General features: G+C 67.2%; 10 protein-coding genes and 1 pseudogene. 1 reads left to right on the plus strand and 10 read right to left on the minus strand.

Annotation, left to right across the window (positions count from 1 at the left end; translation table 11 throughout):
* Window positions 1-6: 6 nt before the first annotated feature.
* The 7 genes from K6T84_RS02840 to K6T84_RS02870 all read right to left on the minus strand — a co-directional run bounded on the left by K6T84_RS02840 (window position 7) and on the right by K6T84_RS02870 (window position 11,235).
* Window positions 7-2,724: a type I restriction endonuclease subunit R gene (locus K6T84_RS02840; RefSeq protein WP_225401739.1), complete on the minus strand. Its 2,718-nt coding sequence runs from the start codon at window positions 2,722-2,724 to the stop codon at window positions 7-9.
* A gap of 41 nt (window positions 2,725-2,765) precedes the next feature.
* Window positions 2,766-3,185, minus strand: a complete 420-nt coding sequence (locus K6T84_RS02845; protein WP_225401738.1) for an acyl-CoA thioesterase — start codon at window positions 3,183-3,185, stop codon at window positions 2,766-2,768.
* On the minus strand, window positions 3,182-8,056 hold the full coding sequence (locus K6T84_RS02850; RefSeq protein WP_225401737.1) for an NAD-glutamate dehydrogenase: 4,875 nt from the start codon (window positions 8,054-8,056) through the stop codon (window positions 3,182-3,184). Before K6T84_RS02850 ends, K6T84_RS02845 begins: the two co-directional genes overlap by 4 nt.
* A gap of 54 nt (window positions 8,057-8,110) precedes the next feature.
* Window positions 8,111-9,784 carry an energy-dependent translational throttle protein EttA gene (ettA, locus tag K6T84_RS02855; protein WP_224865134.1) on the minus strand — a complete coding sequence of 558 codons (1,674 nt, stop codon included), beginning with the start codon at window positions 9,782-9,784 and terminating at the stop codon, window positions 8,111-8,113.
* Between the two features lie 80 nt (window positions 9,785-9,864).
* Window positions 9,865-10,326 carry a single-stranded DNA-binding protein gene (locus K6T84_RS02860; RefSeq protein WP_224865133.1) on the minus strand — a complete coding sequence of 154 codons (462 nt, stop codon included), beginning with the start codon at window positions 10,324-10,326 and terminating at the stop codon, window positions 9,865-9,867.
* Between the two features lie 152 nt (window positions 10,327-10,478).
* Complete coding sequence (locus tag K6T84_RS02865; RefSeq protein WP_329786635.1) at window positions 10,479-11,078, minus strand: LppX_LprAFG lipoprotein; 600 nt, start codon at window positions 11,076-11,078, stop codon at window positions 10,479-10,481.
* Between the two features lie 4 nt (window positions 11,079-11,082).
* Window positions 11,083-11,235: a hypothetical protein gene (locus K6T84_RS02870; RefSeq protein ID WP_224866110.1), complete on the minus strand. Its 153-nt coding sequence runs from the start codon at window positions 11,233-11,235 to the stop codon at window positions 11,083-11,085.
* Between the two features lie 237 nt (window positions 11,236-11,472).
* Between K6T84_RS02870 and K6T84_RS02875 the strand changes: the two genes are divergently transcribed.
* Window positions 11,473-12,816: an MFS transporter gene (locus K6T84_RS02875; protein ID WP_224865724.1), complete on the plus strand. Its 1,344-nt coding sequence runs from the start codon at window positions 11,473-11,475 to the stop codon at window positions 12,814-12,816.
* Window positions 12,817-12,839: 23 nt separating this feature from the next.
* Here the strand turns inward: K6T84_RS02875 and K6T84_RS02880 are convergent, their stop codons facing one another.
* The 3 genes and pseudogenes from K6T84_RS02880 to K6T84_RS02890 form a co-directional block, all read right to left on the minus strand.
* Window positions 12,840-13,670: an SDR family NAD(P)-dependent oxidoreductase gene (locus K6T84_RS02880; RefSeq protein ID WP_224865132.1), complete on the minus strand. Its 831-nt coding sequence runs from the start codon at window positions 13,668-13,670 to the stop codon at window positions 12,840-12,842.
* Window positions 13,671-13,743: 73 nt separating this feature from the next.
* Window positions 13,744-15,738 (minus strand): bifunctional copper resistance protein CopD/cytochrome c oxidase assembly protein, encoded by a 1,995-nt coding sequence (locus K6T84_RS02885; RefSeq protein ID WP_224865131.1) that lies wholly within the window; start codon window positions 15,736-15,738, stop codon window positions 13,744-13,746.
* Window positions 15,728-16,549: pseudogene (locus K6T84_RS02890) on the minus strand (glycerol-3-phosphate 1-O-acyltransferase); the annotation flags it as partial. The pseudogene K6T84_RS02890 and the gene K6T84_RS02885, both read right to left, overlap by 11 nt.

Below are 16,549 nucleotides of genomic sequence, written 5' to 3' on the forward strand. Positions count from 1 at the left end.
GCCACCTCACGCCGTCAGCTCCGCATTCAACTCGTCAACCAACTCTCCCGCCCGCTCCCCCAAATCCCTTATCGCCCCGTCGGTTCCGCCGCGCTCGCTGAACGGTGCGTCGTCGAGATCCTCGACGCGGATGCCCGCGGAGCTGGCGATCACCGCCACCATCCGGTCCAGCCACCAGCGTTCGGCGGCGCTGAACTCCACACCCGCCTGTTGCTGCTGGGCCAGCCAGCCCGCGTACCTCTCGCGCACCCGCTCACCGTAGGGAACCAGTTCGTCGTCGACGCCGACGGTGTACCGGATCAACGACACCAGGTCGGTGAGGGTATGGGTCGCGCAGGTGTGCACCTTGGCTGCGTCGACCGCCGCGTAGGCATCCCAGAGGATTTCGGGCGTCCAGTTGTGCGGCGGGCGCGCGATCCGGACCGCCAGTCCCTGGATGTGCGCGAAGTCGATGCGCTGCTGACCGGCCTCGTAACCGAGCTGAATCGCGGTGATCTCGTCGCGGTGCTCATCGAGGTACGCCTGCCAGGATTCCACGATCGAGCGGGCCCGCTCGGTGTCGACCACCCCGCCGGCCTCCAGGAGCTCGTCGCTGCTGACTTCATCGATCACCCGATCATGGGCACGGCGCAGCTCCAGAATCCGGTTGCGCAGCTCCGGGTTTGACGCAATGGGTTGAACGGCCCGCTCGATGACCTCCGCTGAGGTCGTCGCCGGATCAACCGCGCCGACCAGGGACCGCACGATGTCACGCACAGACCGCCCGGCAACGTCGTCGAGCTCGTGGCGTTCCTCATCGGTGAGGTCGAGTTCGAGCTTCGCCAGCCGCGACGCCAGCGTGGCCGCCTCGTCCTCGGTCAGGGTCAGCGCGGCGGCCTTGTCCAGCAGCTTCTTCAGGCTCACCGATTTCTGCCGGTTCAACGGCGGCTCGACAAACGGATGCTCAGTGACCCCGACCGCGTCGACGATGACGAATCGGGTCTTGTTGTCGGCATCGGGAGTGACCGACCGAAAGTCGGCGGAGGCGATGGTGCGCGCCCCACGACCTTTCATCTGCTCGAAGTACTGGGCGGAGCGCACATCGCGCATGAAGAACACGCATTCCAGCGGTTTGACGTCGGTACCGGTGGCGATCATGTCGACGGTGACCGCGATCCGCAGGGCCGGGCTGGTGCGCAACGCCTGGAGTTGTTCTTTGGGATTGCGGGCGTTGTAGGTGATCTTGGCGGCGAAGTCGTTGCCCTTGCCGAACACCTGCCGGACCTGGGTGACGATCTCCTCGGCATGGTTGTCGTCCTTGGCGAAGATGAGCGTCTTGGGCACGGTGGAGCGCCCCGGGAAGATCTCGGTGAACAACCGGTCCCGGAAGGTCTCCAACACGGTGCGGATCTGATCGGGGGTGGTGACATTGCGGTCGAGGTCGGTCGTGCCGTATTCCAGGTCCTCATCAAGGGTTTCGAGGCGCTGCACACGGGTGCGGCGATCGACTTTCGGCACGATGGTTCCGGCGTCGATCCGGCTACCTTGCTCGCTGATCTTGGTGCGGATGCGGTAGATGTCGAAGTCGACGTTGACACCGTCTGCCACCGACTCCGGATAGGTGTACTCCGAGACCAGGTTCTGCCGGAAGAACCCGAAGGTCTGCTTGCCCGGGGTGGCGGTCAGCCCGACGATGTGGGCGTCGAAATACTCCAAAACCCCGCGCCACACTCCGTAGATGCTGCGATGGGCCTCGTCCACAATGACCAGGTCGAACGTTTCCGGGGGAAGGGCGGCGCTGTAGGCGACGGTCACCGGGACGTCCGGGGTGAACTCGTCGAGGCCGGGATCGTCGGCGTCGCTGACTTCACCCTCATTCAGGAACTTGTAGACCCGCTGGATCGTCGAGATCGACACCTTGGTCGACCCCAGCAGCCCCGCACTGGACAGTTTGGCGACGTTGTAGAGCTCGGTGAATCGGCGTCCGTCGTCGGGGGTGCGGTAGTTCTGAAACTCCGCCAGCGTCTGATCGGCGAGGTTGTTCCGGTCGACCAGGAACAGCACTCGGTGAAAACCACCGTGCTTGAGCAGCCGGTAGGCCTCGGTGACGGCGGTATAGGTCTTACCGGCGCCGGTCGCCATCTGTACCAGGGACCGGTCGAAGCGCTGATCGGCCAGGCTGGTTTCGACGCCGTTGATGGCGGTGATCTGTGCAGGGCGCAGCGCGGTGGTGTCCAGAGCCGGCAGGTCGCGGACCTTGGCACGCCACGTCGGGCGCTCGCGCGGATTCTGCGCGTCCCGCAGGATTCGGGCCAAGGTGGCCGGTTGCGGAAAGTTGAAGATCAGCCGGGCCCGCGGCGCCGGGTCGAAACCGTTGGTGAAGTGGGTTTCGACGCCCGATGCCTCGAAGACGAACGGTAGCCGGCCGTCCCGGGTCGTCGCTTTGAGCCGCACGTCTGCGGGGAGCCCGTCGGCATACATGGCCGACTGCCATTCGACTCCCGACAGCGGCGTGCCTGCCGGTTTCGCCTCGATGACGCCGACGACGGCCTTGTCGACGTACAGCAGGTAGTCGACCCGGCCGTGCCCGGCTTTCATGATGACCTCGCGGACCGCGATTCCCTGACCGGCAAACAGATTGAGGTTCTTCTTGTCCTGAACCTGCCAACCGGCCTGGGTGAGCTGCTGGTCGATGAGCACACGGGCCCGTGCCTCCGCGGGAAGAGAACTGGCGTCGTCGCTCATGGTGCGCCAAACTTTATCGACATTTCGATGCCTGTTGCAGCTCAGTGCACGAATTTCTCCAGGTAGGCCCGGTGCTCCGGCGACAGCCGCACCAGCTTCTGCTCGTCGATGCTGAACGCCGCCAGCTGGGTCTCGGCGATCACCGCGGGCTTGGAGTCCGGCGCGGCGTGCACCGAGCGGACCTCGTAGCCGATGGTGAAGTCCACCGCCCGCAGCCGTGACACCCACATCGTCACCTGCAGCGGCGAATCCATCAGCCGCAGTTGGCCTTTGTAGCCGATCTTCACCTCGGCGATCAGCAGGCCGGTGGTGGTGATGTCGACCGCGAACGCCGGTGACAGGAACGGCACCCGCGCCTCTTCGAGGATGGTGACCATCACCGCGTGGTTGACGTGCTGGTACATGTCGATGTCCGACCAGCGCACCGGAACCGCCGCGACGAAACCTGGTTTGGCGGTCATGAAACCGATACCTGACCGCTGGCGTGGGTCATGCTGCGGATCTGCCGCGCCGCCACCGACAGCGTGGCCAGATCCCGCTGCTCGGAGTCATAGATCTGCGTCAGCGTGCGCCGCGCCCGCTCCACCCGTGACCCGTTGGTCGATTCCCACTCGGCGATCTTCTGCACCCCGTCCTCGTCCGGTTCTCCGACCGCCAGCACATCCCGGCACAGCGTTCGCACCGAATTGTAGATGTCGTCACGGATCGCCAACCGCGCCAACGCATGCCAACGGTCTGCGCGGGGCAGCTCGGCGACCGCGGTCAGCAGTCCGTCGGTGCCGAGCCGATCCATCAAAGCGAAGTAGGTGTCTGCCACCTCGGCGGCATCGCGTTCGGCGATGTCGGCGATGTCGATGATGTCGAGCAGGCTGTAGCGATACAGGCCGACGGCGACGTCGGCGGCCAGATCCTCGGGCACACCCTGCGCCCTGAACTCACCGACGTGCTTGGCGACGATGTCGGCGTCGGCGCCGCGCAGCCACTCGGCCATCCGCGGCGTCAAGAGCCGCACCTGCTCGGCGAACCGATTGATCTCCGCACCCACCGCCAGGGGCTGCGGTCGATAGTTGAGCAACCAGCGCCCGGCCCGGTCGATGAGCCGCCGCAGGTCCAGCGTCATCCGGTCGGTCACCGCGGCCGGCAGTCCGTCGCATTCACCGGCCGCCCGGATCCGGCGCCACAACTCGCCCACCCCGAAGATCGCATCGGTGGCCACATACGCCCGCACCGCATCGATCAGGTCGACGCCCGCATCCACGGTGATCCGGTAGGCGTAGGTGATTCCGGCGGTGTCCACCACATCGTTGATCAGCATGGTGGCCACGATCTCGCGGCGCAGTTGGTGCGAGCGGATCTCGTCGGCGAAGCGCTGCTGCAGCGCACTCGGGAAGTACTGCGCCAGCCGGGCGGCGAACACTTCCTGATCGGGCAGGTCGGTGGCCAGCACCTCGGCCTTGAGGGTCAGCTTGACGTGGGCCATCAGCGTCGCCAGCTCCGGTGAGGCCAACCCCAGCCCGGCGTCGGCGCGGCGGATGATCTCCTTCTCCGACGGCAACGCCTCCAGCTCCCGGTTGAGGCCGCGGTCGGCGACCAGGTGCCGGATCTGCTCTACGTGCACCGGCAGCAGGCTGGCGGCGTTGGCGCGGCTGGTGCCCATCAGATCGTTCTGGGCGGCATTGTCTTCGAGCACCAGCGCGCTGACCTCGTCGGTCATCGACGCCAGCAGCTGCGCCCGGTCGGCCGGGTCCACCTTGCCGAAGGTGACCAGGGAGTCGATCAGGATCTTGATGTTGACCTCGTGGTCGGAGCAGTCCACCCCCGCGGAGTTGTCCATCGCGTCGGTGTTGATCCGGCCGCCGGCCAGGTCGAACTCGACGCGGCCCAGCGGCGTGACGCCCAGGTTGCCGCCTTCGCCGATCACCTTGGCGCGCACTTGATTTCCATTGACCCGGACCTGATCGTTGGCGCGGTCACCGACGTCGGCGTCGGATTCGGTCTCGGCTTTGACGTAGGTGCCGATGCCGCCGTTGAACAGCAGGTCGACCGGCGCGCGCAGGATCGCGCGGATCAGTGCCGGCGGGGTCAGCTCGGTGGTGCCCTCGTCGAGACCCAGCACCGCTACCACCTGTGGACTGACCGGAACCGATTTCAGATCGCGCGGGTAGATGCCGCCGCCTTCGCTGATCAGCGACTTGTCGTAGTCGTCCCAACTGGATCGGGGCAGGTCGAACATCCGCTGCCGTTCAGCGAAGGAGTGAGCCGGGTCCGGATCGGGGTCGAGAAAGATGTGCCGGTGGTCGAACGCAGCCAGTAGCCGGATGTGTCGGCTGCGCAGCATTCCGTTGCCGAATACGTCGCCGCTCATGTCCCCCACACCGACGACGGTGAACTCCTCGGTCTGGGTGTTCACGCCCATCTCCCGGAAGTGCCGCTTGACCGCCTCCCATGCACCCTTGGCGGTGATGCCCATCTCCTTGTGGTCGTAGCCGACCGAGCCGCCGGAGGCGAAGGCGTCGCCGAGCCAGAATCCGTAGGACTTCGCGACGTCGTTGGCGATGTCGGAGAAACTGGCGGTGCCCTTGTCGGCGGCCACCACAAGGTAGGCGTCGTCGCCGTCGCGGCGCACCACCTGCGCCGGCGTGCTGATCGCACCGGTGGCGTGGTCGACGTTGTCGGTGATCTCCAGCAGTCCGGAGATGAACAGCCGGTAGCAGGCCACTCCTTCGGTGCGGGTGGCGTCACGGTCGAGCGCGGCGTCACCGGTGGGCAGCGGCGGGTTCTTCACCACGAATCCGCCCTTGGCCCCGACCGGGACGATGACGGCGTTCTTCACATCCTGGGCCTTGACCAGCCCGAGGATCTCGGTGCGGAAGTCCTCCCGCCGGTCCGACCAGCGCAGCCCGCCGCGGGACACGAAGCCGAATCGCAGATGTACCCCCTCGACGCGTGGTGAGTACACGAATATCTCGAACTTGGGACGCGGCAGGGGAAGTTCGTCGATCAGGCGCGCCTCGAGCTTGAACGCCAGAATGTTCTGCGCGCGAGCCGAATCGGGTCGGGTGATGAAGTAGTTGGTTCGAATGGTGGCCTGGATCAGCGAGGCGAACGCGCGCAGCACCCGGTCGGTGTCCAAGCTGACCACAGCGTCGATGCCGGCCGAGACAGCCGCGGCAGCGGCTTGCGCATCACGGCCGCCGGCCGGCCGGGACGGGACGAACAGCGCCTCGAACAACTCCACCAATGCCCGCGCGGTCCCCGGATGTTCGTTGAGCACCGATGCGATGTGACTCTCGCTGTAGGGAAAACGGGCCTGGCGCAAGTATTTTGCGTAGCCGCGTAGCACCACCACCTGCTGCCAGGTCAGTCCGGCTCGCAGCACCAACTCATTGAACCGGTCGACCTCGACTCTGCCCTCCCAGATCGCGGTGACACCGTCGGCGAAGCGTTGCTCGGCGGCGTCGCGTTCGGCTCCGGTCTCCGGGATATCGATGCTGGGGTGCGCCGACACCCTGAACTTGTAGATCCACACCAGTAGACCGTCAGCGCGGGTGACGGTGAATGGCCGCTCGTCGAGTACCGCCACCCCCATGCATTGCAGCATCGGCAGCAGTTGACTCAACGACGCGCCGTGCCCGCCGAGAAACCAGGCCAACTGACTTCCGTCGGCCTCGCCGTAGTGGGTGAACACCAACTTCACCGAGTCGTCCGACAACTGCTCGATGATTGCTATGTCATCGACGGCTTCGGCCGGCGTGACCGCCTGCTTATAGGTTTCGGCGAACGCCCCCGCGTAGTGCTGCGCCTGCGCCTCGGTCAGCGCACCGTCCGCCAGGCCGACCATCCGATCCGCCCAGGTGCGGGTGGCCTCGGTCAGCCGTCCCTGGATCCGAACCCGGTTGGCCTCGGAGACGTCGACGGTGCGCGCCTGCGGTTCGTCGGAGAGCCGGACCATGAAATGCACCAGCGCCCAGGGGGCTTCGCTGACCCGGGCACTGTATTCGACGCCGGTCCCGGCGAACTCACCGACCAGGATGTCCTCCATCTGCAGCCGGACCGGGGTGGTGTAGCGGTCCCGCGGCAGGTAGACCAAGCAGGACACGAATCGCCCGGTTCGGTCACCGCGCAGGAACAGCAGCGCACCGCGCCGCGACCCCAGATCCGAGACCGCCATCGCCATCTTGAGAAGCTGGGCGGCGTCGACCGCGAAAAGCTCTGAGCGCGGGACGGTTTGGATGATGTCGAGCAGTAGCTGACCGGGGTGGCCGGGCTCGCTCTCGGCCAGAGCGAGCGCTTCGCGCACGGTATGGGAGATCACCGGTATCTCGAAGACGTCGGCGTTCATGGCTCCGGCGGTGAACAACCCCACGAAGCGATGCGCGACGATGCTCTCGCCGGTGTCCTCCCGGATCACCACGACGTAGGTGCGTGAACCGAACCGCATGTAGCTGGGAACGGTGGCCTGCGCCAGGGTGAGCAACTTGTCGCCGGTGAGCCTGGGCCGCAAGGACGCCCGCACCCGCAGCACCCCCATCCGGTCGGCGTCCTCGACCAGCACCCGCCCGTCCTGCACCACCCCGCGCTGGTAGCCGAGCAGTACGAAATGCCCATCAGCCAGCCAGTGCAGCAGTTTGGCCACCTCGTTACGGTCCGGGGCGTCGTAGTGACCGTGCGCGTCGGCTTCGACCTCAGCGGCCAGGGCGTCGAGCGCCTCGCGCATCGCGGTGGAATCCGCGGCGACCTGACGGACATCGGCCATCACATGCGGCAGCAGTTGCTCGATCTCGGTCAGGGTGCCGTGGCTGACCGACGGCGAGAGCTGGACGTGGATCCAGGTCTCGGCGCCGGCTTCGGTGCCTGGTGAGGCGAGGCTCGAACCGCCGCTCAAGCCCGCGGAATTCGGCTCCACACTGGACAATTCACCGGCGGCATCGCGCTGCACGGTGAACACCGGGGTCATGATCCCTAGGTAGGCGACCCCGAGCCTGTGCAGCAGTACCGCGACCGAGTCCATCAGCATGCCGCCGTGTTCGGTGATCATCTGAAGCGCCGGGCCGAAGCCGGCCGGATCGTCGGCGGCGTAGACAGCGACCCTGGTTGCCGCACCCGGGCGTTCGCGCGCCAACCGCGCGTGGGCGGCCAGCACCGCCGGGGTAACCACTGCGGCCGCCGCGGCACGGCCGGCCGAGTCGGCTTCTGAGTCATCGACGCCCAGCGAGTCGCTGTGCGGGCCGCGATAGCTCTCGATGTAGGCGGCGGCTACCCACTCGGGAACATCGGATGGATCGGTGAAACGTGTCCAGGCCATCGATCCGTGTGGAATGGACCCCGTCATCTGAACCCTCCCCGCCCCGCGTGAGTTCCGGCAGCTGCCGCTACCGGGTTCACATTAGTCGCGGGTCAGTCTGCGGTGGGTCACTCGGTGCGGACGGGCCGCATCGGCGCCGAGCCGTTCCACTTTGTTCTCCTCGTAGGCACCGAAGTTGCCCTCGAACCAGAACCACTTGGCCTCGTTGGTGTCGTCACCCTCCCAGGCCAGGATGTGGGTGCAGGTGCGGTCGAGGAACCAGCGGTCGTGGCTGATGACGACGGCGCACCCGGGGAACTGTTCGAGGGCGTTCTCGAGCGAGCTGAGCGTTTCGACATCGAGGTCGTTGGTCGGCTCGTCAAGCAGGATCAGGTTCCCGCCCTCTTTGAGGGTCAACGCCAGGTTCAGCCGGTTGCGTTCACCACCGGAGAGCACGCCGGACGGCTTCTGCTGGTCGGGGCCCTTGAATCCGAACGCCGAAACGTAAGCGCGGGAGGGGATTTCGTTCTGTCCGACCTGGATGTAGTCCAGCCCGTCGGAGACCACTTCCCAGACCGTCTTCTTCGGGTCGATACCCGCGCGGGACTGGTCGACGTAGCTCAGCTTGACTGTCTCACCGACCTTGACCGTGCCGCTGTCCGGCTCCTCCAGACCGACGATGGTCTTGAACAGGGTCGTCTTACCGACGCCGTTGGGGCCGATCACACCGACAATGCCGTTGCGCGGCAGCGTGAACGACAGATCCTTGATCAGCTGGCGCGAATCGAAGCCCTTGTCCAGATTCTCCACCTCGACGACCACACTGCCCAACCGCGGCGGGGTCGGGATCTGGATCTCCTCGAAGTCGAGCTTGCGGGTCTTCTCGGCCTCCGCGACCATCTCGTCGTACCGGCCGAGGCGGGCCTTGTTCTTCGCCTGCCGAGCCTTGGCGCCCGAACGCACCCAGGCGAGTTCGTCCTTGAGCCGCTTCTGCAGCTTCTGGTCCTTCTTGCCCTGCACCTCGAGGCGCTCGGCCTTCTTCTCCAGGTAGGTCGAGTAGTTGCCCTCATACGGGTAGGCCCGGCCTCGGTCGAGTTCGAGGATCCACTGCGCCACATTGTCCAGGAAGTAGCGGTCGTGAGTGACCGCCAGGATCGCGCCCGGATAGGAGGCCAGGTGCTGCTCGAGCCAGAGCACGCTCTCGGCGTCGAGGTGGTTGGTGGGCTCGTCGAGCAGCAGCAGGTCGGGCTTGGCCAGCAGCAGCTTGCACAGGGCCACCCGCCGGCGCTCGCCCCCCGAGAGGTGGGTGACGGGCTCGTCGGGCGGCGGGCAGCGCAGCGCGTCCATCGCCTGTTCGAGCTGCGAGTCGATGTCCCAGGCGTCGGCGGCGTCGAGCTCCTCCTGGAGCTTGCCCATCTCCTCCATCAGCTCGTCGGAGTAGTCGGTGGCCATCAGCTCGGCGACCTCGTTGTACCGATTGAGCTTGGCCTTGATCGGCACGCCCTCTTCGACGTTCTCCCGGACGGTCTTGGTGTCGTCCAGCGGCGGCTCCTGCTGCAGGATGCCCACGCTGGCCCCCGGGGCCAGGAACGCGTCGCCGTTGTTGGCGGTGTCCAGACCCGCCATGATCCGCAAGACGCTCGACTTGCCGGCGCCGTTGGGGCCGACCACACCGATCTTGGCTCCCGGCAGGAAACTCAACGTGACGTCGTCGAGGATGACCTTGTCGCCGTGCGCCTTGCGGACCTTCCTCATCGTGTAGATGAACTCAGCCATGCCGGGGTGTCGCCTCCTGGTCTCGCGGAATTACTCGCCGACCATCCTAGGGGGTGGCCGCACCCGGCCGTCGGCTGCGCTCAGGCGGTCAGCGCCATCCCGTCCATCTCGGCGTCATCGGCATCGGGCTCCTGTTCGTCGGCCTCGACGACGGGCGCAGCGGCCGGCGGAATGTCGGGCCCGACCGCGATGAACTTCTCCACCCGAGCCGAACAACGCGCCAGGTCGGGACCCACCGCCGTCGCTCGCATCTCCAATGAGGACCGGCGCGCGCCGTCCTTGTCCTCGTACTCGCTGGTGAAGACGTTGCCGACCACGACCACCGGCAGGCCCTTGCTCAACGACGCACCCACCCCGGCGACCAGCTTGTCCCAGCAGTTGACCGTGACGAACAACGAGTTGCCCGTCTCCCAGCTGCCGTCGGGGTTGCGCCGCCGCGAGTTGCTGGCGACCCGGAACTTGATCACTTCGTGCTCCCCCGCCCGGCGGCGGACGGGGTCGGTCGCGATGTTGCCGACCACGGTCAGCATTGTCTCGTACATGGTGTGCTTCCTTCCTGAAGGCGGGCGGGGCGATCCCGCCGGCGCTGCACCCATTGAGCCGAGACAGCCCGACAATCGGGTCGGGTCGACCGCCCCGCGCACGGGCGATCGTGGAAGAAGGGCGAACTGGGGATAACTCCCGAAGCCGGTCGCTAGACCCGGGGTTTGCCGACGGTCACCGGCTCATTCCACTTCGAGAAGGTCATCTGCACGTCGTCGTCGGCGCCGGAGGCCAGCTGCAGCTGAACCAGCTGGTGATCGCCGGTCTCCTGGATCCAGACCGCGCACGGCGTGCGCTTCCCGGCGTGTAGTTGCGGCATGATCTTCTTCGCCGCCGCCGCCGAAACCTCGCCGGTGATCCGGACGGTGTGCACGCCGTCGATCGTCTCGCGGCCCGACACCTCGGGATCGATGAAGTCGGTCAGCAGGTCAGCGAGTCCGGTGTCCGGACTGAGAATCTTCGCCGCGTCGTAGAAGTTCTCCGCCGGCCCGTAGTCGACCCACCGGCGAGGCTCCTGCGACACGTACAGATCGCCGCCGAACATCACGAACCGGACGTAGGCCGGGCCGCCGCGGTAGGCGATCTTGGCGTAGCCCTTGGCCGCGGAGTCGGGCACCCGGGTGACATCGCCGTCGAGCGCGATGATCGGCAGATTCTCGATATTGCCGGACACCGACATGGTCAGATGCACGCTGTCCAGTTCTGCTGTCACAGTGCCGGATTCCTTGAGGATCGCCGAGGCGTCCGGCAGTGGCTCACTGGCCTTCTTCGCCGGCGTCGGAGTGGTCGTCGCGGGAGATGTCGATGCAGGTACCGGCGCCGCCGTCGACCTCGCTGATGAGGACGGCGCTGACGAAGACAAGATACCGGACGTCGTCGTAACCGACTCGGACGGAGTGGGTGAACAACCGGCGACCAGGGCAGCGGCGGCGCTCGCAACGGTCACGACGACGGGGAGCCTGCGCATGCCCGCCATCGTAGAGGGCTCGCTCAAAACCGACAGGGCGCCCGATCCCACCCGGAACTCCGTCCGGAGTTGGTATACGTTGCTTGCAGTGGATACCAAGGGCCGATCCGGCGGCGGTGCACACACCCGCCGCCGACAGTGGGCACGCGACGACATCCGAGTCTCGGATCCGAAATCGATGCGTCGGTCGATCGCAGGCACCGCTGTCGGAAACTTCATGGAGTGGTACGACTTCGGCATCTACGGCTTCCTGGCCACCACGGTCGCGCAGGTGTTCTACCCCAATGACAGCTCCAGCGCAGTCGGCCTGATCGCCACCTTCGGCACGCTGGCGGCAGCCTTCGCGGTGCGGCCGTTGGGCGGAGTCGTCTTCGGCGCGCTCGGTGACCGCATCGGCCGCAAGCGGGTGTTGATCATGACCGTCACCCTGATGGCGATCGGCACCACCGTGACCGGACTGCTGCCGTCCTACGAGAAAATCGGGGTCTGGGCTCCCGTCCTGCTGATCGTCACCAAGATCTTGCAGGGCTTCTCCACCGGTGGTGAGTACGTGGGCGCCATGACCTACGTCAGCGAACACGCCCCGGACCGCAGCCGTGGCGCGCTGACCGGATACCTGCCGCTGGGCACGCTGGGCGGCTACATCACCGGCGCCTCGGTGGTGACGTTGATGAAATCCCAACTGCCGGTGTCAGACATGCTGCACTGGGGCTGGCGGGTGCCCTTCCTGCTGGGGGTGCCACTGGCCATCGTCACGCTGTACATGCGGCTGCGGATCGATGAATCACCGGCCTACGAAGAACTCAACGAGAACCATGACGAAGCGCACACGAACGGGTGGCAGCAGTTCCGGCGGATCGTCGTTCGACACCGCGGTGGCCTGCTCATCTGCATGGGTCTGGTGCTGGCCGAGAACGTCACCAACTACATGCTCACCGGATATCTGCCGACGTATTTCAAGCAGGTCGGCGGAATCCGTGGCAGTCACGGGCTGGCGATGATCGTGGTGGCGCTGATCGTGATGCTGGTCGCGGTGATGCCGATGGCCACGCTGTCCGACCGAATAGGCCGCAAGCCGATCCTGTGGACGGGCGCCGGGCTGCTGATCGTCGGATCGGTGCCGGCCTTCCTGTTGATCCGGTCTGGCGGAAACTATCCGCTGCGACTGCTCGGGGTGCTGATTATCGGTGTGGCACTGCTGTGCTTCTACAGCACCACGCCGTCGACGCTGCCGGCCCTGTTCCCCACCAAGGTGCGCTATTTCGCGGTGGCGATCGGCTTCAACATCTCGGTTTCGGTGTTCGGCGGCACCACTCCCCTGGTCGCCGAAACGCTGGTGTCCGGCACCGGCAACGTCATGGTGCCGGCCTACATCCTGATGTGCGCGGGCATCGTCGGCGCGATCACGCTGTGTTTCACCCCGGAGATGGCGGGCAAGAGACTGCCGGGCTCCGGGCCGTCGGTGGCCACCCAACAGGAGGCCGACGCGATTGCCGAGGCCGGGCGGTCCGATCGGACATAAGCACCGGCAACCAGCCGTGGCGATCAGTCCAGGCCGACCAGTCCGGTGGAGATCTCCCATAGCCCGTCGATCAGCTTCTGGTCGTGAGCTTGACGGTTCTCCCGGCCTTCGGCGCGATGGCGGTGGAAGTAGACGCCGTTGATCGCCGGGTCCGCCCCGCGCCGGGCCAGCTCGATCAGCGGTGCGGCGCCCTGGGCCGGGGTGATCGTCCCGAGGTGGCGCAGCGGGGTGCGATAGAGCAGGCCCACGAACCGCGAATCCCTGCCGAAGCTGGACGCCGCCGGACCGGGATGCACTGCGGCCGAGATGATCCCGTCGTCGGTCCAGCGCTGGGCGATGCCCCGGGTGAACAGGATGTTCATCAGCTTGCTCGAACCGTAGGCACGCGCCTCCAGAGCACGGCGGCGCCGGTAGTCCAAGTCGCCGAGGTCGATGTGCCCGAACAGGTTTCCGACGCTGGAGGTGTTGAGCACCAGCGCGCCGTCGGCTGCGGCGAGCCGGTCGCGCAGCAGGTGGGTCAGCAGGAAGGGCGCGAGGTGGTTGATCTGGAAGTTGGGTTCGTGGCCGTCGGCGGTGCGCAGCGACGGCGAGAACATGCCGCCGGCATTGTTCATCAGAACGTCGATGGTGCCGGCGTGCTCGCGGATCCGCTGAGCCAGGGTGCGGACCTCATCCAGTCGGGCGAAGTCCGCGGTGAACGCGGTGGCACCGGTATCGGCGGCGACCGGGGCCAGCTTCTGCGCCGACCGGCCGACGACGACGAGGTCGACCTCCGGCCCGGCCAGGGCGCGGGCGGCCACGGCGCCGATTCCGTCACTGGCTCCGGTGATCACGATGGTTTTACGTGCGGTCATGAACGGTCTCCTTGGGTTCGACTGCTACCACTATGGACTCAAGCGAGCAGCGCCGTCCTCGCCGCCAGCTCGGTTAACGCTCGCGACGGGCCACTTCGGCCAGCATCGCGTTATAGGCCGCCAACTCGGCATCGTCGTCACGGTCGGCGGCCCGGTCCAGCCGCCGGGCCGTCCGCTCATCGCTGCGATGCCACTGCACCAGCAGCGCCACCATCACCAACAGCAGCGGCAGCTCCCCCGCCGCCCACGTGATGCCACCGCCGAGACGCTGATCGCCGGCCAGATCGGTGTGCCATGGCAGATTCAACGGGCCATAGAACCATTCGCCCAGCACCTTCTGTAGGCCCATCAGCAGCACCCCGAAGAACCCGTGCAGCGGCAACGCAGCAAACACCACCGCCACCTTGGCGATCGGCGGGAGGGGCCGCGGTGTGGGATCCACGCCGATCACCACCCAGTAGAAGAGATAGCCGCTGAGCAGAAAGTGCACGTTCATCGCCAGGTGGCCGGCGTGGCTGCCCACGATCGAGTCGAACAGGGTACTGAAGTACAGGCCGTAGAAGCCGACGACGAAGATCACCGCCGCGATGATCGGATTGGTCAGGAAGCGCGAAACCCGGCTGTGCAGTGCGGCCAGCAGCCATTCCCGCATGCCGGGCGGCTCGCCGCGGCCGGCGGCCGGCAGCACCCGCAGCGCCAGAGTGGTCGGCCCACCGAGCACCAGCAGGATCGGGACCAGCATCGAGACCAGCATGTGCACGATCATGTGCATGCTGAACATCGCCGGCATGTAGCGCCCGGTCCCCGACGAGGTGGCGAACAGCAGCGTCAGGCAGCCCAGCAGCCAGGCGGTGGTCCGTCCGGCCGGCCAGGCGTCGCCGCGTCGTCGCAGCCGCAGCACCCCGCCCACGTAGAGCGCCGCCAGCACCAGCGCAGCGGTCCCGAAGATCAGGTCGAACCGCCAGTCGAACAGGATCCGTGCCACCGTCGGCGGCCCGGCGAAGTCGTAGCCGATCTTGACCATCGGGATAGACGGGTCCAGCACCGTCGGCGGTGGCGGCGGGGTGCGCCCCAGCCCGACCGCGACACCGAAGGTGGCCGCGAAGATCCCGGCCTCGATCAGGGCCAGCCGGATCAGCGGGGCGCGCTCGTCCGGGTTTTGGCGCAGTGCCGCCACCCCGCGCCGGCGCTGACGCCAGCCGAGCACACCGAGCAGGCACAGCGCGACGAACTTGACCACCACCAGCCGGCCATACGGGCTGGTCAGCAGGTCTGCGGGGGTCAGCCGCACCAGCGCGTTGAGCACACCGGACAGCCCGATGGCCACAAAGCACCACAGCGCCAGCGCCGAGAATCGCCGCGCCGCCAGATCGGCGTGTTCGCCGCCGCGCAGCGCGTGTACCAGCAGTGCGAGCAGTCCGCCCGCCCACAGGCCGGCGGCCACCAGGTGGATCAGCAGACTGTTGGTGGCCAGGTCGTGCGAGCCGCCGGCGGCCGAATGCCCGGTCAGCCCCAACGGGATCAGCGTCAGCAATGAGCCGGCCAGCAGCAGCGGCGTCCAGGACCAGCGCAGTACCGACCTGCTCAGCAGGAACACCCCCGCGGCCACAAACGCCGTCCAGCGCCATGCCGACGCGGTGTCGACCATGCCGGCCAGCGACCACGTCCGTACCGGGTCGAGGAACTCCGACAGCCGATGCCCGGAGACGTCGGAGATGGTCAGCGGAACCAGCAGCGCCGCACAACCCGCCCACACGCCCGACGCCACCGTGCCCAGCCGCAGCGCGCGATAGCCGGCGACATCGAGGACACCGCTGTCCTGCGGGGGCACCAGAAACGCCGCGAGCAGAAACGACCCGACCGCCAGCACCGCGGCGATCTCACCGGCAGCGCGCACGAAAGGCAGCCCCAGGGTGGTCGCCGGCCCCGGATCGGGCAGACCGGTGGCGGTCAGCGCGTCGGCCAGCGACAGCGCTCCGATACCGGCGGCCGTGCCACCGGCCAGCAGCGCCGCCCCCAACAGCACCGGCAGATACCCCTGCCGGGGCGTCGCGGTGTCAGCGGTCATCGCGGGCCGCTCGCTGTCGCCGCACCTCGGCGTCCCGGGCGAAGAACTCCCGTCGGGCGATCCGGCCGATGTGATCGGAATCCTTGAGGATGCGGCGCAATTCGCTGCGGAACGCGACGCGGCGTTCGGCCAGGTCCGGGGAGTTCCCCAACAGGCCCTGGTCGGCGACCACCTGACGGGCGGTGGCGAACAACAGGGTGGACACCGACTCGCTGCTGCGGACCCGGCCCTGCGCCACGTACTGACGGCCGACGCCGAGCGCCAGCTGAATCATCTCCTTCTCGCCGATGTCGGCCGGCGCATCGCAGAGCACATCGGCGACGATCGCATACGCCTCGAAGAACACCCGCAACATGACATCGGACATCACCGGGCTCTTCTGCGAGAGCAGCCCGTCGATCTCGGCGCCGCCGGCCGACACGCGGGCTTCCCAGTCGGAGAACCAGGACATCTCTTCGGCGATGTTCTCGCGGAACGCCGCCGAGTCCGCGAAGTAGAAGTCGAACTTCAGCAGGTCCCGCAGCCGCATCGCCTGGTTCCAGAAGGCGTCGAGCCGGTCGCCTTCACCGCGGCCCGCGTGCGCCAGTGCCAACTCGACGATCGAGGTCTCCAGGAAGGCGTGGATCACCGAGTTGCGGTAGAACGACGCGGCGTGCTCGTCCTCGGGCGCGATCCGCCATACCGCCTCCCGGCCACCGTCGACGCGGGTGACCGGATGCCCGTTCGACAACGCGTCCACCGCCGCCCGCACCCCGTCGGGGGGGGGGGGGGGGGGGGGGGGGGGGGGGGGGGGGGGGGGGGGGGGGGGGGG

Origin of the sequence: Mycobacterium zoologicum (genome assembly GCF_020181635.2) — a bacterium.
GTDB lineage: Bacteria > Actinomycetota > Actinomycetes > Mycobacteriales > Mycobacteriaceae > Mycobacterium > Mycobacterium zoologicum.